This is a genomic window from Sneathiella sp. HT1-7, from assembly GCF_020731145.1.
In the GTDB taxonomy this organism is placed as follows: domain Bacteria; phylum Pseudomonadota; class Alphaproteobacteria; order Sneathiellales; family Sneathiellaceae; genus Sneathiella.
In genome coordinates this window covers 349681-371580 of the sequence record NZ_JAJFZN010000003.1, presented here as the reverse complement: position 1 = coordinate 371580, position 21900 = coordinate 349681, and the positions used below count along the sequence as shown (strand labels likewise).

General features: G+C 54.4%; 23 protein-coding genes. 5 read left to right on the top strand and 18 right to left on the bottom strand.

Annotated features, from left to right (window positions below; translation table 11 throughout):
* Positions 1-10 precede the first annotated feature (10 nt).
* The 18 genes from folP to LKE13_RS11410 form a co-directional block, all read right to left on the bottom strand.
* Positions 11-877, bottom strand: coding sequence for a dihydropteroate synthase (gene folP, locus LKE13_RS11495; protein WP_227951465.1), 867 nt, complete (start codon positions 875-877; stop codon positions 11-13).
* Positions 878-887: 10 nt separating this feature from the next.
* Positions 888-2813, bottom strand: a complete 1926-nt coding sequence (ftsH, locus tag LKE13_RS11490) for an ATP-dependent zinc metalloprotease FtsH (protein ID WP_227951463.1) — start codon at positions 2811-2813, stop codon at positions 888-890.
* Between the two features lie 135 nt (positions 2814-2948).
* On the bottom strand, positions 2949-4289 hold the full coding sequence (gene tilS / locus LKE13_RS11485) for a tRNA lysidine(34) synthetase TilS (RefSeq protein WP_227951461.1): 1341 nt from the start codon (positions 4287-4289) through the stop codon (positions 2949-2951).
* 9 nt (positions 4290-4298) lie between these two features.
* Entirely contained in the window at positions 4299-5333 is a 1035-nt protein-coding gene (gene ybgF / locus LKE13_RS11480) for a tol-pal system protein YbgF (protein WP_227951458.1), read from the bottom strand.
* A gap of 277 nt (positions 5334-5610) precedes the next feature.
* On the bottom strand, positions 5611-6150 hold the full coding sequence (pal, locus tag LKE13_RS11475; protein WP_227951456.1) for a peptidoglycan-associated lipoprotein Pal: 540 nt from the start codon (positions 6148-6150) through the stop codon (positions 5611-5613).
* Between the two features lie 137 nt (positions 6151-6287).
* Positions 6288-7637, bottom strand: coding sequence for a Tol-Pal system beta propeller repeat protein TolB (gene tolB, locus LKE13_RS11470; RefSeq protein ID WP_227951454.1), 1350 nt, complete (start codon positions 7635-7637; stop codon positions 6288-6290).
* A gap of 12 nt (positions 7638-7649) precedes the next feature.
* A complete protein-coding gene (locus tag LKE13_RS11465; protein WP_227951452.1) occupies positions 7650-8555 on the bottom strand; it encodes a TonB C-terminal domain-containing protein in 906 nt (301 codons plus the stop codon).
* A 15-nt stretch (positions 8556-8570) separates the two neighbouring features.
* Positions 8571-9041: a protein TolR gene (gene tolR / locus LKE13_RS11460; protein ID WP_227951450.1), complete on the bottom strand. Its 471-nt coding sequence runs from the start codon at positions 9039-9041 to the stop codon at positions 8571-8573.
* A 1-nt stretch (position 9042) separates the two neighbouring features.
* Positions 9043-9762, bottom strand: a complete 720-nt coding sequence (gene tolQ, locus LKE13_RS11455; protein WP_227951448.1) for a protein TolQ — start codon at positions 9760-9762, stop codon at positions 9043-9045.
* Positions 9763-10251 (bottom strand): tol-pal system-associated acyl-CoA thioesterase, encoded by a 489-nt coding sequence (gene ybgC, locus LKE13_RS11450; protein WP_227951445.1) that lies wholly within the window; start codon positions 10249-10251, stop codon positions 9763-9765.
* On the bottom strand, positions 10244-11290 hold the full coding sequence (ruvB, locus tag LKE13_RS11445) for a Holliday junction branch migration DNA helicase RuvB (RefSeq protein ID WP_227951443.1): 1047 nt from the start codon (positions 11288-11290) through the stop codon (positions 10244-10246). Before ruvB ends, ybgC begins: the two co-directional genes overlap by 8 nt.
* Positions 11287-11904, bottom strand: coding sequence for a Holliday junction branch migration protein RuvA (ruvA, locus tag LKE13_RS11440; RefSeq protein ID WP_227951441.1), 618 nt, complete (start codon positions 11902-11904; stop codon positions 11287-11289). The genes ruvB and ruvA overlap by 4 nt, the downstream gene beginning before the upstream one ends.
* Positions 11901-12416 (bottom strand): crossover junction endodeoxyribonuclease RuvC, encoded by a 516-nt coding sequence (gene ruvC, locus LKE13_RS11435; protein ID WP_227951439.1) that lies wholly within the window; start codon positions 12414-12416, stop codon positions 11901-11903. The genes ruvA and ruvC overlap by 4 nt, the downstream gene beginning before the upstream one ends.
* Before the next feature lie 26 nt (positions 12417-12442).
* The gene (locus tag LKE13_RS11430) at positions 12443-13195 is read right to left on the bottom strand and encodes a YebC/PmpR family DNA-binding transcriptional regulator (protein WP_227951437.1); all 753 of its coding nucleotides are present in this window, start codon (positions 13193-13195) and stop codon (positions 12443-12445) included.
* 98 nt (positions 13196-13293) lie between these two features.
* Entirely contained in the window at positions 13294-14112 is an 819-nt protein-coding gene (locus LKE13_RS11425; protein WP_227951435.1) for a YmdB family metallophosphoesterase, read from the bottom strand.
* The gene (locus LKE13_RS11420) at positions 14109-14681 is read right to left on the bottom strand and encodes a 5-formyltetrahydrofolate cyclo-ligase (protein WP_227951433.1); all 573 of its coding nucleotides are present in this window, start codon (positions 14679-14681) and stop codon (positions 14109-14111) included. The genes LKE13_RS11425 and LKE13_RS11420 overlap by 4 nt, the downstream gene beginning before the upstream one ends.
* Before the next feature lie 203 nt (positions 14682-14884).
* Positions 14885-15196: a cell division protein ZapA gene (locus tag LKE13_RS11415; protein WP_227951431.1), complete on the bottom strand. Its 312-nt coding sequence runs from the start codon at positions 15194-15196 to the stop codon at positions 14885-14887.
* A 1-nt stretch (position 15197) separates the two neighbouring features.
* Positions 15198-15470, bottom strand: a complete 273-nt coding sequence (locus LKE13_RS11410) for a hypothetical protein (protein WP_227951429.1) — start codon at positions 15468-15470, stop codon at positions 15198-15200.
* A 404-nt stretch (positions 15471-15874) separates the two neighbouring features.
* Here LKE13_RS11410 and tkt point away from each other — a divergent pair, with 404 nt between their 5' ends.
* Genes tkt through thiE form a run of 5 tightly spaced genes read left to right on the top strand, consistent with a single transcriptional unit; the run spans position 15875 to position 21871 of the window.
* Positions 15875-17878 (top strand): transketolase, encoded by a 2004-nt coding sequence (gene tkt / locus LKE13_RS11405; protein ID WP_265334887.1) that lies wholly within the window; start codon positions 15875-15877, stop codon positions 17876-17878.
* Between the two features lie 55 nt (positions 17879-17933).
* Positions 17934-18941: a type I glyceraldehyde-3-phosphate dehydrogenase gene (gene gap, locus LKE13_RS11400; RefSeq protein ID WP_227951427.1), complete on the top strand. Its 1008-nt coding sequence runs from the start codon at positions 17934-17936 to the stop codon at positions 18939-18941.
* 26 nt (positions 18942-18967) lie between these two features.
* Positions 18968-20161: a phosphoglycerate kinase gene (locus LKE13_RS11395; RefSeq protein ID WP_227951426.1), complete on the top strand. Its 1194-nt coding sequence runs from the start codon at positions 18968-18970 to the stop codon at positions 20159-20161.
* Positions 20162-20191: 30 nt separating this feature from the next.
* Positions 20192-21202 carry a class I fructose-bisphosphate aldolase gene (locus LKE13_RS11390; protein ID WP_227951425.1) on the top strand — a complete coding sequence of 337 codons (1011 nt, stop codon included), beginning with the start codon at positions 20192-20194 and terminating at the stop codon, positions 21200-21202.
* 6 nt (positions 21203-21208) lie between these two features.
* A complete protein-coding gene (gene thiE / locus LKE13_RS11385) occupies positions 21209-21871 on the top strand; it encodes a thiamine phosphate synthase (RefSeq protein WP_227951424.1) in 663 nt (220 codons plus the stop codon).
* Positions 21872-21900 lie beyond the last annotated feature (29 nt).

The window sequence follows — 21900 nt, the reverse complement described above, 5'->3', positions numbered from 1 at the left end:
TAAAACATGTCTAAAAAGAGGCGTTATCAATTGCCCGCCATATTTCAAGAGCCTGGCGGGTTTCCTTAACGTCATGAACCCGCAAAATCCGGGCGCCTGCTTGTGCGCCATGAAGGGCAACAGCGACCGATCCGATGATGCGTTTAGATGCCTCCGGTTCGTGTGTTATACGTCCAATAAAAGATTTTCGTGATGCCCCGAGCAGAATATCACAGCCAAGTGCCTGAAACGCTGACAGCGACTTGATCAGCAGAAGATTATGATCGACCGTTTTGCCAAAGCCGATGCCCGGATCGACAATAATATTACCCCGCGCAATACCCGCCGCTTCGCAAACCTCAACCCGCCCGCGCAAGTAAGCCATGACATCGGCAACCACGTCGTCGTAGCTGGGATTGTCCTGCATGACCTTGGGGTCTGCAAGGCTATGCATCAGGCAAACCGGCAGGCCGCTTTCCGCCACGAAATTGAGACTGCTAGGATCATATTCAAGGGCGCTGACGTCGTTAATTAAAGTGGCGCCCGCCGCGACCGCCGCGGCCATTACATCTGCTTTCCGGCTATCGATGGAGATCGTGACACCAAGATCGCGGCAGCCGTCGATCACCGGCACAACACGCGCACATTCTTCCTGCACACTAATCGCATTGGCGCCGGGTCGGGTGCTCTCCCCCCCGATATCAAGGATATCCGCCCCTTCCGAAACCAACTGGCGGGCATGGGCGATTGCAGCATCAATGCTTGAATGCTGCCCGCCGTCAGAGAAGCTGTCAGGCGTAACGTTCACGATCCCCATGATTAAGGGGCGCGACGCGTCATTGGCTGTCATAGAAGAAAGGCCCCGCGATGAAGCGGAGCCCTTATTCGTCTCACTCATTAAACTGTCCTTATGAGCCAGGTTGCGGTTCCGGTTCCAGACCCGGTCCGCCGGGCTTCTTATGGCCATCGGCTTCGGGTACGGTTGAACTCGGTCCGCTGTCGGCAGGGGTATCAACATCTTCCGGACGGTTGATATCGCCGCCATCCATCAGAATCTTGATTTCATCCCCACTGAGCGTTTCATACTCCAGAAGGCCTTTAGCGATCCGGTGCAGTTGATCCACATGCTCATTCAGGATCTTGCGGGCAGTTGCCTCGCCTTCCTCAACAAAGCGGCGGACTTCCTGATCAATGACATCTGCCGTTGCGTCAGACATATTCTTCTGCTGCGACACCGAATGACCGAGGAAAACCTCTTCCTGATTAGCACCATAGAGAAGTGGGCCAAGCTTGTCGGAAAGACCCCATTCAGTAACCATCCGGCGGGCCATGTCGGTCGCCATCTTGATATCGCCTGAGGCACCGGTTGTAACAGCATCATGACCAAAGATCATTTCCTCAGCCACCCGGCCACCCATGGCAACCGCAAGATGGGCCAGACATTGATCCCGACGTAGCGAGTAACTGTCCTTTTCCGGCAGGCGCATGACCATACCAAGCGCACGACCACGCGGAATGATTGTCGCCTTATGGATCGGGTCAGATGCCTTCATATGCATGCCGACGAGTGCATGGCCGCCTTCATGATAGGCGGTCAGTTTTTTCTCATCTTCGGACATGACCATTGAGCGACGCTCGGTGCCCATCATGACCTTGTCTTTGGCTTCCTCAAACTCCTGCTGTGTCACCAGCCGGCGTGATTTACGCGCCGCAAGAAGCGCCGCCTCATTCACGAGGTTGGCAAGGTCAGCGCCCGAGAAGCCCGGTGTACCGCGCGCGATTGTGCGAGCATTTACATCCTGCGCCAGAGGAACTTTGCGCATATGTACTTTGAGAATTTTCTCACGGCCGATGATATCCGGATTCGGCACCACAACCTGACGGTCAAAACGACCGGGGCGCAACAGTGCCGGATCAAGTACGTCCGGACGGTTGGTCGCGGCCAACAGGATCACACCTTCGTTGGCTTCAAAGCCATCCATCTCCACCAGCATCTGGTTGAGGGTCTGTTCGCGTTCGTCATTCCCGCCGCCAAGACCGGCGCCACGATGACGGCCAACGGCGTCAATTTCGTCAATGAAGATAATGCAGGGGGCGTTTTTCTTGCCCTGTTCGAACATGTCGCGGACACGGCTTGCGCCGACACCAACGAACATTTCGACAAAGTCGGAGCCGGATATCGTGAAGAACGGGACATTCGCCTCACCTGCGACAGAACGAGCCAGCAGCGTCTTACCCGTACCGGGAGGCCCGATCAACAGAACGCCTTTCGGAATCTTGCCGCCAAGGCGCTGATATTTCTGCGGGTTTTTCAGGAAGTCGACTACTTCTTCAAGTTCTTCCTTCGCTTCCTCAATCCCGGCGACATCTTCAAATGTCACACGGCCATGTTTCTCAGTCAGCAGCTTCGCTTTCGACTTGCCAAAGCCCATGGCCTTGCCGCCGCCGCCCTGCATCTGGCGCATAAAGAATATCCACACCCCGATCAGGAGCAGCATCGGGAACCAGGACAGCAACGTCGCCATCAGCACGCTTCCCTCTTCCTTCGGGGCCGCGTTGATGATAACCCCATGCTCGCTTAACTTACTGACAAGCGTGCTGTCTTCAGGTGCGTAGGTTGTGAAGGCGCGGCCATCATCGGTAACGCCCTTGATATTCGGCCCCTGAATGGTGACATTTTTCACCCGGCCGTTTTCAACTTCATCGAGGAACGTCGAATAAGGCATCGATAAACCGGCATTCCTCGGGGAAGGATCATTGAAAATATTGAAAAGCGCCACAACGAGTAATGCGATGATTACCCAGAGCACTATGTTCTTGCCAAAAAGATTCACGAAATTATTTCCTTCCCACTTCGGACTAAGTCCGATCCGTTCGTCGTAATATTCATCCGATAGTATGGATTAGTTCTAGATATAATCTGTTAACGTCAAGTTCCAATAGGGCATTTAGCCAATCGACGATAATTATCACAAATTCGGGTCGGTCATCCAGTAAAATGCCCGAAATTGCATGTTAAACCTCTGATTATGCCCGAATTCCGAGCTTTTCTCCGAAAACAACAGCGGCGCCGCGACAATTTCTCCCTCGGACCAGAGCGCGGGCAGGCTATGGCGGACGCGGGCGGGAATATCCGAGAAAAGCTTGGAATCGGCATCTTCCTGCAATTGCCGCCATCCATCTACCCCCATTGCACGAAGTGACAGCCCGGTCGGCAATGGTGTGCCCGGCGTGGTGTCGCTCACGATAAAGCGGTTATCCCAAAACCATTCCCATTGACCCGTATTAAGGTCAATCACGGGAAGACCTGCACGGCCCGGCTCCCGACAGAACAACCAACCCATCCCGGTTTTATGGATTTGCGCGCCCGATATTGTGCCGCTTTTGTTGGACCGATCTTTAAAAAGCCGCTGATAGAGTTGTTCAAGCGCAGAGAGCTTGATCCGCTGTCCACCCCCGACGCAGCTGAGAGAAGCGGAAAGAATTCGAAGCGCCAGTTCATCCGGGCAGTCATCGAGTGCCATTTCCGGCATCCGGATAAAGCCGAGTGGACTGACCTCACAGTGCGCATCAATCTTTTGTCGGGCCAATATGTCAAGGCTTTCACAGGCACGTTGCAACCGCGCAAGAGAAAGCGCAATTGCTTCGATATTACTCCCTGGGAGTTGCTGCATCTCCGTCAGTACGGCCCCGACTCGGGTCCGGGTGTAGATAGGATTTTCATTGCTGGGATCGTCGATCCAGCCCTGCTTCTCGGCCTGAAGATAGTTGCGCAATATTTCACGGCGCACGGTTAAAAGCGGACGCATTAGACGGAGCCGTCCCCGCTCCCTCACTCTCTGCATGGCGGTAAGCCCCTCCAACCCGCTCCCCTTAGAGAGTCTCATCAACAGGGTTTCAAGCTGATCTTCCAGCTGATGCCCAAGCAACAGCGCGCCGATCCCCGCCAGTAAGCAGGTCTCTTCCATCAATTGATAGCGGGCGTTGCGAGCGGCTTCTTGAACACCGGTTTTGGGATAGGGCCCGGTCCAGTGGAGGATGCGTGTCTCTATTCCTCGCGCCTCAAGCCAGTCTTTGACTTGAATTGCTTCATCCGCAGAACTGGTGCGCAAACCATGATCAACTGTCAAAGCTGTCAGAGAAATTCCGTTTCGATCCGCCCAGTCCTTGGCCAAGAGCACGAGCGCCATACTATCCGAACCACCGGAAACCGCGACCGCCAACCGGTTTGGCGGGCCTTCCGGCAACATACCTTGAAGGGTGTCACTAAAAAATTCAGGAAGTCGGGAAACGCTTAGAAGTTCAGGCACGGCAGTGCCTCATTTGCAGCCGAATTTCTGCTTTTCCCGATCTGCGGTCTGCCGCAATCTGGCGGGCACCTGATTAAACTGCTTATCCATTTGGGCGAAAGTGGCGCAGGCCTCCTCCTTCTGGTCCATCCGTCCAAGAGTCATGGCCAGCTTCAGTAAGTTATCCGCCGCTTTGGTGCTGTCGGGATAGTTCTGGTACCCTTCAAAAAAGGCCGAGGCTGCATTCGGAAAATCGCCGCGTACATAAAAAGTTTCCCCGAGCCAATATTGCGCGTTACCGGCGAGATCGTTGTCTTTATGGAGCTTGAGGAATTCCGTAAAAGCGACTTCCGCATCGTCGTAGCGGTCTTCCCGCACGAGAGAAATGGCGTAGTTATACTGATCGGAGGCTGAACCGGCGGGTAGTCCGCCGCCAGCAGGAGCCGTAGAGGCAACTGCCGATCCGGTTCCCGTAGAGCTCGCCGCCGCGGGCGTGCCGTTGTTATTTGCTGGGAGTGTTCCCAGAACCTTACTACCGGTGGGCAGACTTTCACCCCCTACTACAACAGGGGCTGTCGATGACGTGCTCCCGGTCGTTCCTGAGTTCGTCACCGCCCCGGATGTAAGTGACGTGGGAGATGTGATTGCGCCCGTAGAATTATCGGAAGTTCCAACTGGAGCACCTGACGTGCCAAGACGCCGTTCAATATCGGTCAGCCGAAAATCGACATCTTTTACCAGCTTATCGAGCCGGGTCGACATCTGGGTAATCTTGAAGCGGGCTTCTTCCTGCGCACCCGTCAGGCGGCGCTGCTCATCTTCCAGGGCACTAATACGCTGCAAAAGAAGCGCGAGCCCATCTTGACTGATGGAGCCACCGGATGTTGCGGGTAAGGCAGAGGAACCACTGGGCGCGGCGGGTCGGGGCGCGGGCGCTGCACCGCTATAGACCGTACGCTGCATATCCGTGATATCCTGCTCCAGCCGGTTGATCCGATCGGCCAGTGCCCGAACTTCACTGTTGCTTTGAGCTTGTGCCAGAGTCGGTGCAATAAGAGCCGCCATAGCCAATACCAGACAGGAAATCAGCAATTTCCCATGTCGAGAATGCTCAGACTTTCCAATTCCGGTCTTTGATACATTCCAAATCATCGCGGCGAACCCTTTCCTCGATCCGTGGGGTTTTTCCTCAAAGATATCAAACTTGTTCAGAATATTGGCAATTTTATGGTCAATGCCTGGTCGCTCCGTTTCTGGGCACCTCGATTGACTCAAAAAAAACGCCCGTTCCCGTCACTAAGCATGTTAGTGCGGCAACGGGCGCCTGAATTCTAGCCTCGGGTTAATTTACAACCGAAACCGAACGTCTGTTCTGAGCCCAAGCTGCTTCGTTATGACCGAGAGCAACCGGACGTTCCTTGCCGTAGGAAATCGTGGACAAACGGTTTGCCGAAATACCCAGTGTTACCAAGTAGTTCTTTACCGCTGTTGCCCGACGTTCGCCAAGAGCAAGGTTATATTCGCGCGTACCGCGCTCATCGCAGTTGCCTTCGATTACGAGCGTAACCGTTGGGTTCGCCTTCAACCAAGCGGCCTGCCGCTGCAACGTGCCTTGTGCTTCGTCAGACAGGTCATATTTATCAAATCCGAAGAAGACGCGGTCGCCAACATTCAGAACCAGGTCTTCCTGGCTGCCGGGCTGTACCGTGGTCGTAGTGGTTTCGGTAACAACAGTTGTTGTTGAGCCGGACGTTCCGCTCGTCTGGGTCGTCGCGCCCCCACCTGAGCTGTCACCGGTTTCAGTAGGTGCCGTTTCGCAAGCCGCAACCAGCAGCAACGCTGTGAAAATACTTAAGGTTTTAAGACCTAGATTGAGCCGCATTTACTTAACTCCCATCCTCTGGAAATCTCTGAACTATGGGTATCTCACGTCAAACAAGGATACAGTATGTATCTATGAGAAACTGGTAAAGATGGTCCCCCGAATATTGTAATCTCGCAAACTATAGTGGTTTGATCTCACCTGTTCAAGTTATACGGTGGCGACCAAGCCGGATCTGACCCGTCACCAGGCGTGATAACCTCCCGTTCGTTATATCCTGTTAGGTCAATGGACCACAAGCGAACTTTATCACCCGTGCCATCATTTTTTCCCGGAATCTGGCGGAAAAACATCAAAACACGCCCATTTGGCGCCCAAGTGGGCCCTTCATTATGGAAGCCTTCCGTCAAAATCCGTTCCTGCGAGCCATCAGTGCGCATAACGCCAATGGAAAACTGTCCGCCGGTTAGCTTGGTGAAGGCAATCAAATCACCGCGCGGAGACCAGACTGGTGTGCCATAATTACCACTACCGAAGCTGATCCGGTTCACATTTGAGCCATCTGCATTCATGACATAGATCTGCTGACGTCCGCCCCGGTCCGATTCAAAGGTAATCTGGGTGCCGTCTGGCGAGAAGGACGGCGCCGTATCGATGCCCGGATGATTGGTCAGACGTTTGAGTTCCCGGGTCCGCAGATCCATCAAATATATTTCAGAGTTGCCGTCCTGCGCCATGCTCATCACCACCTGATTTCCCGATGGCGAGAAACGCGGCGCGAAGGTCATGCCAGGAAATTCCCCAAGGATTTCCTGCTGTCCGGTATCAAGGTTATAGAGATATACCCGCGGCTTGTTGTTGAAGTAAGAAAGATATGTCAGCACCTGCTGCGTTGGCGAATAGCGCGGGGTAAGCACTAGTTCATTTCCGCTGGTCAGGAACTGATGATTTTCTCCGTCCTGATCCATGATTGCAAGACGCTTCACCCGCCGATCCGCCGGGCCGCTTTCCGACACATAGACCATACGGGTAGAGAAATAACCATCCTCACCCGTAAGCCGTTTATATATTTCATCGGCGATCAGATGGGCCGTCAGACGCCAGTTCGACGGTGGGGTAGTGTATTGGATGCCGGTCAGATATTGCTCAGCGAAGACGTCCCAGAGGCGGAACTGTACGTTGATCTGTCCATCGCCGAGCGCCTGAACAAGCCCCGTGGAAAGCGCTTGCGCAGCAATTTTGCGCCAGTTAGCGAAGACAGGAACTGCCTGCAGATCTTTTGGCTGCTGCAGATAGGCCCGCTGATCGATCGGTGTAAACAATCCGGAGCGCTCCAGATCGGCGCGGATGACATCGGCCATCTGCTTGCCGATTTTCGCCGTCGCCTCGTTATCCGCATAAAAATCCGTTATCGCGATCGGCATCGGCTCGATATTGCCCTGCGTGATATCGATGACCAACTCCGCCCGGGCTGCACTCATAACCGACAGGGCCACCATCAAGCCTGTCATGAATGCAAAGATTTTCTGTACTCTACCAATCATCATTCTTCCTATCGCCTAGAACATGTCCTTCGGATTGAAGTTCATTGTAACTTCACGCCAACTTTCGTATTTTTCTGCTGGCAGTTTATAGGGCTGACATTGCAAAACTGCTCGCCGCGCACTGTCTGCCGCCGCCAAAACATATGGGTCATCCAGTCCACCACTAACAATTTCTGGAGATCCGTTCAATGAGCCGTCCTGATTCAACCGAATTCGAATTGATACAACCAGTTCTTCCGCATCCACTGCCCCCGTCGGCACATTCCAGCATTTCTGGACCTGTTGCCGCAACGCATCCTCTTCTCCCAATGTCAACGGCAGGGATCTGTCCATCGCCTTGCTTGACGAGTTCGGCACTTTTTCAGCAGAATCGGGCTTTTTTATGTCTGCCGTATCCTGCGATTTCGCCGCCTGCTCCCGCTTCTTCTTATCAAGCAGCGCCTTCATCTGGTTCATATCGAATGCAGGCTTTTTCGGCTCTGGCTTCTTAGGCTCCGGCTTGGGTTCTGGTTTCGGTTTGGGCTTTGGTTTCGGTTTAACCGGCGGCTTGGGGACGGGCTTCGGTTCCGCCTTTGGCGCAGGTTCAGGTTCTGGTTCTGGCTCAGGAGCCGGTTCCGGCTCTGGCGCTGGTTCCGGCTCTGGCGCTGGTTCAGGTTCCGGGGTTGGCTCGGGTTTTGGTTCTGGCTTTGGCTCAGGTTTCGGCGCTGGCTTGGGTTCGGGCTCCGGTTCCGGTTTCTTCTCTTTCTCAGGCTCCGGCGCGGGCTTTGGCAAGTTGGTAATATCCGCCACATCCACAATTTCCACACTGATGACGACCGGCGGCTCATACAGCTTCGGGTCCGTAAACAACGGCAGGCCGGTATACATGATCACAAGGATCAGCATATGCAGAACGGCCGAAGCTAGGGCAGGCACTCTCATCTGTCGGAGGACCCCTTACTCGTTACTGTCTTGTTGCGCGTCGGAAGCCGCCTTGCCGGGACCGGCAGAGACCATCGCGACACGCTTGAAGCCCGCGTTATGAATTTCCCCCATGACTGACAGGACACGGCCATAGGCTACATTGGTGTCCCCGCGCACGAAAATACGCTGGTCTTGTTTCGCTCCAGTTACCGCCAGAAGCTTGGGCACCAAGTTAGCGAGCTCAATCTCAACATCTTCAAGATAGAGCCGCCCTTCCCCATCAACGCTGATGACCAACGGTTCGTCATTTCCCTGTACGGTCGCCGCCTTGCTGCTGGGAAGTTCCAGCGGCACGCCAACGGTCAAGAGCGGCGCGGTCACCATGAAGACAATCAGCAGAACGAGCATGACGTCAACAAAGGGCGTGACGTTGATTTCGGACATCTGCGTATGACGGCGCCGGCGGCCCTTGCCGGTAAATGCCTTATAGTTATTGGCATCCATATCAATCGTCCTGATCGAGCTGGCGAGAGAGAATAGCAGAAAATTCTCCGGCAAAGCCTTCAAGACGCGTAATAATCCGCTGCAGATCATTGGAGAATTTATTATAGGCGACAACCGCCGGGATGGCGGCAACAAGGCCAAGGGCCGTGGCGAACAGCGCCTCCGCAATACCCGGCGCAACAACGGCGAGACTCGTGTCCTTGGTGGCAGCGATCGACTGGAAGCTGTTCATGATACCCCAGACGGTGCCGAACAATCCAAGGAAAGTGGCCGTCGAACCGACAGTTGCGAGAAAGCCCAGATATTTCTCCAGCCGCTCAACCTCGCGGTCGATAGTTACGCGCATCACCTGATGAATACGCGCCTGCAGACCCGTATGCGAATGCTTGCCGAGCCCCTTTTCGGTGGAGCGAGACCATTCCTTCATCGCGGCGGCGAACAGCATGGCGAGCGGGTTATCGGGGCTGGAGCCAACCCGGCGCTGCAAATCCTCCAGATTTCCGCCGGACCAGAATTCATTCTCGAATTCGTCCGCGTCGGCAGTAATCCGGCGATAGCGAATGATTTTATCGACAATAATTGCCCAACTCCAAAAGGAGGCCAGCACCAGAACAATCATGACTATCTGAACAACAATATCCGCCTGAACAAATAGGCCGATCATCGATAAGTCGTGAGCATCGCCGCCCATCTGGGTGACGACAATTGCTTCGTTTTCCATTTACTCTTCCCTGGCTAAAGTCTTCGCATGTAAAGCCGAATCGCCCAAAATCGCATTAAACTTGTCATTTATGGCAGAAGAAAGACGCTGTGGCTTTCCTTCTCTGTCAAGGCAGGCGACACGGACTTTCGTCTCCACGAGGAGGTCCGCATCGCGATAAATATTCTGCGCCATCCGGAGGGATGCCCCGCGCAGATCTGTTACCATGGTTACTATTTCAAGCTCATCTTCCATCTTCGCTGGCTTAAGATATTCGATTTCACAGGCGCGGACGACAAAATTCGCGCCCTCTTCTACCATCATCGCCTGCTGATTAATACCTAGCCCCCGAAGCATGTCAGTTCGGGCCCGTTCCGTGAATTTGAGATAGTTGGCGTAATAAACGATACCGCCCGCATCCGTATCTTCCCAGTAAACAGGGACCGGAAAGATATGTCGCGTTCCGCCCTCGCCCGCCACAAACCGGCCGCGCATTTTGCCCTCACTCATCTCTGTTCTCTTCATCGATCAAGGTCAGCTGCTCGCTCATCACTTTGGGAAACGCCTTCCCCAAATGATCAAATGCCGCACGGGTCAGCATTCGCCCGCGGGGGGTACGTTGCAGAAATCCCTGCTGGATCAGATAAGGTTCGATTATATCCTCAATCGCGTCGCGGGGTTCCGACAACGCCGCCGAAAGCGTCTCGACACCAACCGGGCCGCCGCCAAAATCATCGGCGATGCGCCCCAGATAGCGCCGATCCATGCTATCCAATCCGCGTTTATCCACTTCCAGACGGTTAAGCGCGGCGTCGGCCTTGACCGCATCCACAAGATCAGCTCCGGCAACAGCCGCGAAATCCCGCACCCGGCGCAGAAGCCGGCCCGCTACACGCGGTGTCCCTCGGCTCCGCCGTGCAATCTCTATCGCGCCATCCTCGCTCAAATTCAGGCCCAAAACCCGGGCGCCCCGCGCGACGATAAGTTTAAGCTCATCCGGTTCATAGAAATTCATCCGGAGCGGAATACCGAAACGCTCCCTAAGCGGAGTCGTGATCAGGCCGGAACGGGTCGTTGCGCCCACCAGCGTGAAGGGTGGCAGGTCGATCCGCACAGAGCGCGCCGCCGGCCCCTCTCCGATAATAAGGTCGAGATGGAAATCCTCCATCGCCGGATAAAGAATTTCCTCAACGGCAGGACTCAACCGATGGATTTCATCAATAAAGAGAACGTCATTCTCTTCAAGATTGGTGAGCAACGCCGCCAGATCGCCGGCCTTGGTAATCACCGGGCCCGCTGTTGCGCGAAAATTAACGCCAAGTTCGCGGGCAACGATCTGGGAAAGTGTTGTCTTGCCAAGACCGGGCGGGCCAAAAAACATAACATGATCAAGGGCTTCACCGCGTGATTTCGCCGCCTGGATAAAAACGCTCAAATTCTCCCGTACCTGTTTCTGACCGATAAAATCATCCAGAACCTGCGGGCGAAACTGGGTTTCGATATCGTCCTGATTGCTGGACGCGGCACTGACAAGCCTTTCGTCACTCATGCGGCCAGCTCCTTCAATCCGGCGGTGATCAGAGTCTCAACCGAAGCTTCGGGCCCAAGATTGCGCGAAGCCGCCGCAACCGCGCCAAAGGCCTCCGCACGGCCATAGCCGAGATTGACCAGTGCCGAAACAGCATCTCCGGCGGCGGCTTGTGCCGGCTTCGGTGCCGCTTGGCTTACTTCAGCGTTAAAGGCAACAGGTCCCAAATCCATTTTTGCGACTTTATCTTTGAGTTCCGCCGCGATCCGACCCGCAACTTTCGGGCCGACACCGGAAACGCGAGTGAGTGCCGTCTTGTCCTGCGCCGCGACAATCTGCGTGAGTTCATCCCCGCTATACAGCGAAAGAATGCCCAGCGCGACTTTCGCGCCAACGCCCTGCACTGTCTGTAACAGGGTGAACCAGGCCCGCGCCGCCACACTCTCAAACCCATAAAGATGGATATGATCTTCGCGCACATGGGTTTCGATATAGAGGGAGACGATCCCGCCCGTCTCCGGCAAACTTCGAAGTGCCCGTCCGGAACAGAAAACGAGATAACCGACACCCCCGACATCAATCACAATCCAGTCTTCGCCAACCTCATCAAGTTTTCCGGTTAGTTTTGCGATCATGACGCCCGCCCCGCCATCATAGTGGCTTTCTTAAGGTTACGATTGCTACCCGCGTAATGGGCATGACAGATCGCAACGGCAAGTGCATCGGCGGCGTGTTCATTTGTGATTTTGCAGCCGGGCAACAACATACCGACCATGGCATGAATCTGATCTTTACCTGCATGACCCGCGCCAACGACAGATTTTTTGATTTTATTGGGAGCGTATTCCTCAACCGGAAGGCCATTGAGCGACGGGACCAGCAAGGAAATTCCGCGCGCCTGTCCGAGTTTCAGGGTAGAGACCGGGTTTTTGTTAACGAATGTTTCCTCGACCGCTGCTTCCGCGGGTTGCCAGTCCGCGATAACTTTCGAAATGCCGTCATAAAGCTGCACCAGCCGCTGGGATAAATCCAGTGTGCCATCAGAAGAAATCGCGCCATTGGCCAGATGCCGGAGAGTATTGCCCTCTGCCTCTATGATCCCCCAGCCGGTATGGCGAAGACCCGGATCCAGCCCCAATAAACGCATGATAAGATTACTGTCCTTCTAAAAAGTTAGTCGCCCAATTTCTCCATGATTTCTTCAGGAATATCGAAATTGGCCGATACCTTCTGCACATCGTCGTTATCTTCAAGCACATCCACCAGCTTAAAGAGGGAGTTGGCCAAATCCTCTGTCTCTACCGGAATGGAGTTCTGCGGCTTCCAGACGATGCCCGCTTCCTGCGGGGTGCCAAATTTCTCCTCCAGCGCGTCGCGGACATCATTAAAATCCTCCATCGCGCAGGTGATATCGTGGATCTGCGCATCACTCTCGACATTCTCTGCGCCCGCTTCCAGCGCCGCTTCAAACATGTCATCCGCATCGATTGCGTCCGCCGCATAGATGACCTGCCCGATCCGGTCAAACATGAAGGCAACGGAACCCGTCTCCCCCATTGTTCCCCCTGCCTTGGCAAAGGCCGCGCGCACATCGGCGGCGGTACGATTGCGGTTATCGGTCAAGGTTTCGACAATGATGGCGACGCCGCCGGGGCCATAGCCCTCATAACGCATTTCTTCATAGTTATCCGCACCGGCCTCGCCCGACGCACGCTTGATCGCACGGTCGATATTGTCGTTCGGCATATTGTCGCCACGCGCGGCAGAAATAGCACTTCTGAGGCGCGGGTTCATCGCCGGATCGGGCAAACCGGTTTTCGCCGCCACCGTCAATTCCCTGATATGCTTGGCGAAAATCTTCGCCCGCTTTTTATCCTGCGCGCCCTTGCGGTGCATGATGTTCTTAAATTGTGAATGTCCCGCCATATTCCGTCTCTTGGTCTTGATACTGTTTGGTTACTGTTTTGCCGTTTGTACCCGATCCGCCTTAAAGAGGCACGTCCTTTTTACAACTCTGACAGGCTTCAGGAAAGCTCAGGCCAAATCTCCTGCAGGCGGCCCCCAACCCGGAGCGGGGAAATATAGGTTGCGAGGCCGGTTTTGTCGTCCGTTTGAACAAAAACACCACAGGCTGTTCCCTCGCCCAGCGCCGGAGAAAACCGCCCACCCGGGATTTTCCGGGTAAAACGGCGAAGTGGTTCTTCCTTGTCCATCCCGATCACGGAATTATAATCACCGCACATGCCCGCATCGGTCTGATAGGCTGTGCCGCCCGGGAATATCTGAGCATCCGCCGTCGGCACGTGAGTATGACTACCGACCACCATGGAGGCCCGGCCATCGCAAAAATGCCCCATGGACATTTTCTCGGATGTGATCTCCCCATGAATATCAATGAGAATGGCGTCGTATTTCTTCCCCAGCGGATTTCCGGCAAGCATCTTTTCAACTGCCGCGAATGGATCATCAAGCGGATCCATAAAGAGGCGCGCCATGACCTGCACGACCAGGATCGTTTTCCCGCGTCGTGTCTTGAAGGCACTAAAACCACGCCCAGGCGTATCTTTTGGATAATTTACCGGCCTGAGAATACGAGCATCTTTTTCCAGCACCGGCATGATCTCTTTCTGGTCGAAGCTGTGGTTCCCAAGCACGACACAGTCTGTTCCGGCCCCAAAAAATTCCTCTGCAATTTTTTCGGTTATCCCGAAGCCACCCGCCGCATTCTCACCATTAACGACAACAAAATCCGGTGACAGACGTTCCCGAATTATAGGGAGTTGACCGACCAGAACGTCGCGCCCTGAGCGGCCTACCACGTCTCCGAAATAGAGGATTTTCATTCTATTATCCTAAAATCTTTTTCTGTTAATATGCCGGCAAGCCGCTGGTCAAAACGATCAGTCACGACCCTTTCTACTTCTTGCGCAGCGTAAGCTAAGCCGATCGCACGGCTTCCTGCCTCATTGCGAAGTTTTTCAAGCGTCCGGTCGTAATAACCACCACCATAGCCCAGTCTATTGCCCGCCGCATCAAAGGCAAGCATCGGCGTGATCACAAGGCCGGGAATGACATAGTCGGCAGATTTCGCCGGAACCATCACATTAAAGGCGCCGGGTTCCATCACTGTTTCCGGCGTCCAGCGGCGAAACAACAGCGGATGATCCTTTTTCTCGACCACTGGCAGGGCGCAATCAGCACCCATTTCATGAAGAACCCGCAAGAGCGGCCTTGAATCCAATTCACTCCCAAGGGGCCAGTAAAGGGAAACAGTAAAAGAGTCCAGTGATGGAAAGGCTTTGATGAAGTGGCGTGCGGCCTGCACCCCCGCATTGCCCGCGACAATTGACGCCCGGCGCGCAAAAGCGGTGTCGCGCTGTTGCTGTTTCTGGTCTCTCAGGCTTAGTGTCACAGGCAGCTTTTCGGCAGGGTCCGGAAATAAATAAATGCTGCACCAGCATAGCCGTCGACGCGTGGAAATCGCTGTGGCCTGACAAGTCAGGTGGGCGCCGATATATTAGGACCACGGTCCAGTCAGGGATCAGCTCCCGGGATTTCGTTATTGGCCCCAGGATATCATTCGTCTAACGCACAAGTCAGTGCAACATCGTCCATTTAAGCATTTTCGAGCTTTAGTGCAATAGCCTCAATTTTTTCTGCCCATGTATCCTGCGCAGAAGTGTCCCCGGCTGTTTCAGTACCTTCACGGAGGTTCTCGATGGTTTCATAAGCTTGCGACAGGTCATCGGCGATCAGCAGGCATGCCATCATCAGAAGCTGGCCCTCGCTCGCATTTCCGACCGACCCTGTCAAATCCTGAACCTTTTTATCAACGAACTCGGCCAGATACTCCAGATGAGGTTCCTCACCGTCGCCGCAGACAATCGGATAGGACCGTCCGTTCACATTGACTGTCAGTGATCCCATGCTACTGCTCCAATATCATGCTGAGTTGATCAATCGACTGATCAAGGCGACCGGACACTGCCTGTGTCTTCTTTTTCAACGCTTCATATTTCCCACGCAAAGCTTCAAGCTCGCTTTTCAGTGCCTCATTCTCGGCGGCCAGGTCAGATCCGACGGCATCACCGCCCGAACCAAATTCCCCCTGCTGCTTCTCTTGCGTCAGGGTAGTGGCGGCTTTCTCAAGCCTGGCTAAGGCCGCCTCCATCCTTGATTCGCTATCCTGCTCGTTCCCCATCAGACTATTCCACACTGTTTATGGTCAGTTACCGGAAATCTCTCACCTTTGACAATACGATCATGCTGTAATGCTCGTCAACCTTATTGGTTGAGACGCATTTTGTAGGGATTCGCGCCTTTTCCGTGAACTAAGCGGTTGACGTGCCGGTGTTTGGGCGGCATCTTCGCCCCGATTCCGAAAGGAACCCCTTTTGGCTTTGCATTCCGGACGCCGACTCGTCAATGCGCGAAGTCAGCAGATAAAGCGGAATGATCTGACGAACGGATACATTTTGAAACCACCCCGAAGACGGGCACCAGCAATCCGAAAATGCACCCTGTGCATTTGTCCCTTCAATCGCGTATGGCACGCAAAATTAAGGGTAGTATAAGGAACCGCTGGTGGATGGAGATGAGCCAAGTATGAACAAGATCGGGCTTAAGTCGTCACCGAACTCAAGCAAACATGATAATATGGCAAACGCCATTCGGGCACTGTCCATGGATGCCGTGCAGGCCGCAAATTCCGGGCATCCCGGCATGCCGATGGGGATGGCCGATGTTGCGACCGTCCTGTTTTCCAAATTCCTGAAATTCGACCCGGCAAAACCAAATTGGCCAGACCGCGATCGTTTTGTCCTGTCTGCTGGCCATGGGTCGATGTTGCTTTATTCGGTGCTTCATCTGACCGGATACAAGGATGTGACGCTGGAGGAAATCAAGAATTTCCGCCAGCTCGGCTCCAAAACCGCAGGGCATCCGGAATTCGGTCATGCGGAAGGCGTAGAAACAACAACCGGACCGCTTGGTCAGGGTCTTGCCATGGCTGTCGGCATGGCGCTTGCCGAAAAGATGCAGGCCGCGCGCTATAAAGACATTGTCGATCACCATACATATGTGATTGCCGGCGACGGCTGCCTGATGGAGGGGATCAGCCATGAAGCGATCTCATTTGCCGGTCACCTCAAGCTGAACAAGTTGATCGTGCTGTGGGACGATAACGCCATCAGCATCGACGGTTCCACCGATCTGGCGGTCTCCGATGATCAGGCTAAACGCTTCGAGGCCCATGGATGGGACGTTCAGTCCGTTGACGGCCATGATGCAGCGCAGATTGAAAAAGCCATTGCCGCGGCGAAGGAAACGGACAAACCGTCCATGATTGCCTGCCGTACGACAATTGGTTTCGGGGCTCCCAACAAACAGGGTACTTCCGGTGTTCACGGCGCTCCGCTCGGGGACGAAGAAATCGCGCTTGCAAGAAAGGAATTGAACTGGCCGTACGCTCCGTTTGAAATTCCCAACGACATCCTCGATAAATGGCGTTGTGTCGGCACAATGGGTGCCCGGCACTCCACTGCCTGGGAAGAAAGCCTGAACGCCCTGCCCGCAGAAGTTCGTTCAGAATTCAACAATAGCTTGGTCGGCGATTTGCCATCGGATCTTGATGATGCCATTTTGGAGTATAAGCGGCAGCTAAGTGAAGATGCCCCGGCTTGGGCAACCCGCAAATCAAGTCAGGAAGCACTGAAAGTCATCAACGAAAAGGTTGATATCACTGTTGGTGGCTCTGCCGACCTGACGGGATCGAACCTCACCCTGACACCGCAGTTAAAACCTATATCAGCGGAGGATTTCTCCGGCCGCTATATTTATTATGGTGTCCGCGAGTTTGGCATGTCCGCCATTATGAACGGCATGGCGCTACACAGGGGCTTTATCCCCTATGGCGGTACCTTCATGGTCTTCACCGACTATGCCCGCCCGGCAATCCGCCTCTCCGCGCTGATGGAGCAACGGGTTATCTATGTGATGACCCATGATTCCATCGGACTTGGCGAAGATGGCCCGACGCATCAACCAGTTGAGCATCTGGCCGCCCTCCGGGCGATGCCAAACGTCAATGTGTTCCGTCCTGCAGACGCCATTGAAACGGCAGAATGCTGGCAGCTAGCTCTTCAGTCCAAATCCACGCCATCCATCCTGTCGCTCAGCCGTCAGGGTCTGGAGTTGGTTCGGAAAACCCACACCGCAGAAAATCTCTGCGGCAAGGGTGGATATGAGCTGGCCGCCGCCAATCTGGACGCAAAAGTCACCCTTATTGCAACCGGGTCAGAAATATCCCTCGCCCTGAAAGCACAGAAGATGCTGGAAAGCGAAGGTATCGGCACACGGGTTGTTTCCATGCCATGTTGGGAATTGTTCGAAAAACAGGACGATGCTTACAAAAAAGAAACACTTAATACAGATACTGTAAGAATTGCTGTTGAAGCGGGCTGTTCCATGGGCTGGGAAAGATATACCGGCACGGAAGGCGGTTTTGTTGGCATTGACAGCTTTGGCGCCTCCGCTCCGGCGGGCGAACTATATAAACATTTTGGAATCACCGCCGAGGCAATTGTCGCATCGGCAAAAGACAGGCTTTAACTTAAGAGCAAAGGCCGGCAGAAACTAAGAGACCGGCAATCAGGAGTAGAAGAAAATGACTGTTCGTGTAGCAATTAACGGTTTTGGACGGATTGGACGGAATATCCTTCGGGCAATCTATGAATCTGGCCGGACCGATATTGAAGTTGTCGGAATCAATGATCTGGGTTCGGTTGAAGCCAACGCCCACCTTCTGAAATATGACAGCGTGCATGGCCGCTATCCCGGCACGGTAACGGTTGACGGCGACACCATCGATCTCGGCCGTGGCCCAATCAAGGTCACCGCAGAGCGTAACCCTGCCGATCTGCCTTGGGGCGCCCTCAATGTCGATATCGCCTTTGAATGTACTGGCATCTTTACCAAGCGCGAAGCCGCCGCCAAGCATATCGAAGCAGGTGCGAAGAAAGTCCTTATCTCCGCTCCGGGAACAGATGTTGACCTGACCGTCGTTTACGGCGTCAACCATGACAAGCTGGCGAAAGATCACACGATCGTTTCCAACGCGTCCTGCACCACAAACTGTCTGGCACCGGTTGCGCAAGTATTGAACGACTCTGTTGGTCTGGTTCATGGCTTCATGACGACTATTCATGCCTTTACAGGCGATCAGCCGGTTCTGGATACGCTACATTCCGATCCGCGTCGCGCACGGGCAGCCGGTATGTCAATGATCCCAACCTCGACTGGCGCTGCCAAGGCCGTTGGTCTCGTGCTGCCGGAACTGGTTGGCAAGCTTGATGGAACTTCGGTTCGCGTGCCAACACCGAATGTTTCCATGATTGACCTGACCTTCGTCGCCGGTCGTTCGACCACCAAGGAAGAAGTCAACGATGCCATCTCTGAGGCCGCAAACGGTCGCTTGAAAGGTGTCCTCGACGCGAACAGCGATCCAGTTGTCTCCATCGACTTTAATCATAACCCGGCCTCTTCCACCTTCGATCTGACCCAGACTCAGGTCATCGACGGCACCTTCGTTCGTGTCCTGAGCTGGTACGACAACGAATGGGGCTTCTCCAACCGGATGAGCGATACGGCACTTGCCATGGCAAACGCCAAGTAACGCACAAACTGGGACGGAGTAACAACATGGTTGATTTCAGAACTCTCGATGATCTGGATGCCAGCGGAAAAACGGTTCTGGTCCGTGTCGATCTCAATGTGCCAGTGGAGGAAGGCAAGATTGCCGACTTCACCCGTATTGACCGTATCCTGCCAACTTTGACCGAGCTTGCAGATAAGGGCGCGAAAGTCCTTCTGCTCAGCCATTTCGGGCGCCCCAAAGGCAAGGTCGTCCCGGAAATGTCCCTCCGTCCTATTGCCGACGGGCTGGCCGCTCATATCAAGCGGCCGGTTACCTTTATTGACGATTGCATTGGCACACCGGTTGCGGCGGCTATCGCCTCGGCCAAGGCGGGTGATATCCTGCTTGCCGAGAATGTCCGCTATCACGCGGGTGAAGAAAAGAATGATGCGGATTTTGCAAAAGAACTCGCCGCTGCTGGCGATGTTTACGTGAACGATGCCTTTTCCTGTTCCCACCGTGCCCATGCATCGACCGAGGCCCTCGCCCATCTCTTGCCCGCCTACGCTGGCCGGAATATGGAAGCCGAGCTCACTGCGCTTTCAAAAGCGCTTGAGAAACCTGCTCGCCCGGTTATGGCAGTTGTCGGCGGCGCAAAAATTTCCAGCAAACTTGAACTTCTCTTCAATCTGATCGAGAAGGTGGATGTGCTTGTGATTGGTGGCGGTATGGCCAATACCTTTCTCAATGCAAAGGGCGTGAATGTTGGCGCGTCCCTCTGCGAGCATGATCTTGCCGAGACAGCCTCCGAGATCCTTGCGAAGGCCGAGAAGGTCGGTTGCGATGTAATGCTTCCCTCTCATGTTGTGCTAGCCAAGGAATTCAAGGCCGGGGCCGCCAACCGGACGGCGCATGTCAATGATGTACAGGCGGACGAAATGATTCTCGATATAGCACCTGAATCTGTTACCTTGCTCAAAGAACGTCTTGCGACAGTAAAAACGCTGATCTGGAACGGCCCGTTCGGCGCCTTCGAGATTGATCCTTTCGGTGACGGCACAACCGCTGTCGCCAAGGAAGCTGAAAAACTGACAAAATCTGGCGCACTTATTTCTGTCGCAGGTGGCGGCGATACGGTTTCAGCGCTCGCAAAAGCAGGCGTTACCGAGGGTTTGACCTATATCTCGACAGCAGGCGGCGCCTTCCTCGAATGGATGGAAGGCAAGACGCTTCCTGGGGTTGCCGCGCTTAGCCGCTGACCCGGCAAATAATTTTAAGAGGTGAAGAAAATGGATGACATGGACCTAGAAGATATTGCGAAAGCACTTGTCGCCCCCAGCAAGGGCATTCTTGCCGCGGATGAAAGCACTGGAACCATCAAGAAACGCCTTGATACTATCAACACGCCCAGCACGGAAGATACCCGCCGCGATTACCGCGAGTTGCTGCTCTCCTCAAAGGGGGCCGGCGACTATATCAGTGGTGTGATCCTCTATGATGAAACCCTCCGTCAGCAGTCGAAAAATGGCGGCCCGCTGACCGATCTGATCATGAAGCAGGGCATTATCCCCGGCATCAAGGTCGATACAGGCGCGAAGCCTCTCGCCTTTTCTGAAGGTGAACTCGTAACCGAAGGGCTGGACGGCCTCCGCGACCGGCTCAATGAATATCACAAACTCGGTGCACGTTTCGCCAAATGGCGCGCCGTGATCTCCATCGGAGACAGCGCGCCCAGCCAATATTGTATCGATACTAACGCCCACGCCCTTGCCCGCTATGCGGCGCTTTGTCAGGAAGCGGGTATCGTCCCGATCGTCGAACCGGAAGTGATGATGGATGGCGATCATAATATTGACGAATGCTATGCGGTGACGGAAACGACACTAAAAACCGTTTTTGACGAGCTATACAAACAGCGCGTCGTGCTTGAGCAGATGTTGCTGAAACCGAATATGGTTATTTCCGGCAAAGACTGCCCCGAGCAGGCCAGTGTCGAGGAAGTTGCAACGAAAACCCTCTACTGTTTTGAGCAAACCGTGCCAGCCGCTGTTCCGGGTATTGTCTTCCTCTCCGGCGGACAGAGCGAGCAACAGGCGACTGAGCATCTCAATGCCATGAATAAAATGGGCAAGTTCCCATGGGAAATCAGCTATTCCTTCGGCCGGGCACTTCAGGCTTCCGCCCTTGCCACCTGGCAGGGCAAGGCTGAGAATGTGGAAGCTGCGCAGAACGCCTTCCTGCATCGCGCCAAGCTGACCAGCGCCGCCCGCGACGGCGAATACAGTTCGGATATGGAATAAGGTTTTATGGGGACAACGTCTGAAGAAGGTCGGGAACGTCCCCGCCTCTACCTGATATCACCGCCGGTCATTGATCTCAATGCTTTCGAGATCGCATTCCGTGATGCGCTTAAAGGCGGCGATGTTGGCTGTTTTCAGCTTCGCCTGAAAGATCGTCCCGCCGAAGAAGTTATTGCAGCGACTAAACGTCTTTTTCCTATCGCAGAAGAGGCAGACGTAGCGTTTCTTCTTAATGACGACGTGGACCTCGCAAAAGAGCTTCATGTTGACGGTGTTCATATCGGTCAGGATGATACACCCTATAAACAGGCCCGCGAAATTCTGGGGCCTGATGCAATTATCGGGGTGACCTGCAAAAACTCAAAGCATCTGGCGATGGTTGCCGGCGACGATGGGGCCGATTATGTGGCCTTTGGCGCGTTCTTCCCCTCCTCCACCAAGGCGAACACCGTCAAGGCGGAACCGGAGCTCCTGGCTTGGTGGTCGGAGACAACGTTGATCCCCTCTGTCGCCATTGGTGGAATCACGGTGGAGAATGCGGATATCCTTTTAGAGAGCGGTGCGGATTTTCTGGCTGTCGCTGGTGGTATCTGGGATTACAAGGACGGCCCGAAGGAAGCAGTTACTGCCTTTAATCGGGTGATTGATAAGGTCGTGGCAAACTGGTAGGTTCCGCCCAGAATTTTTTGACGAGAGCA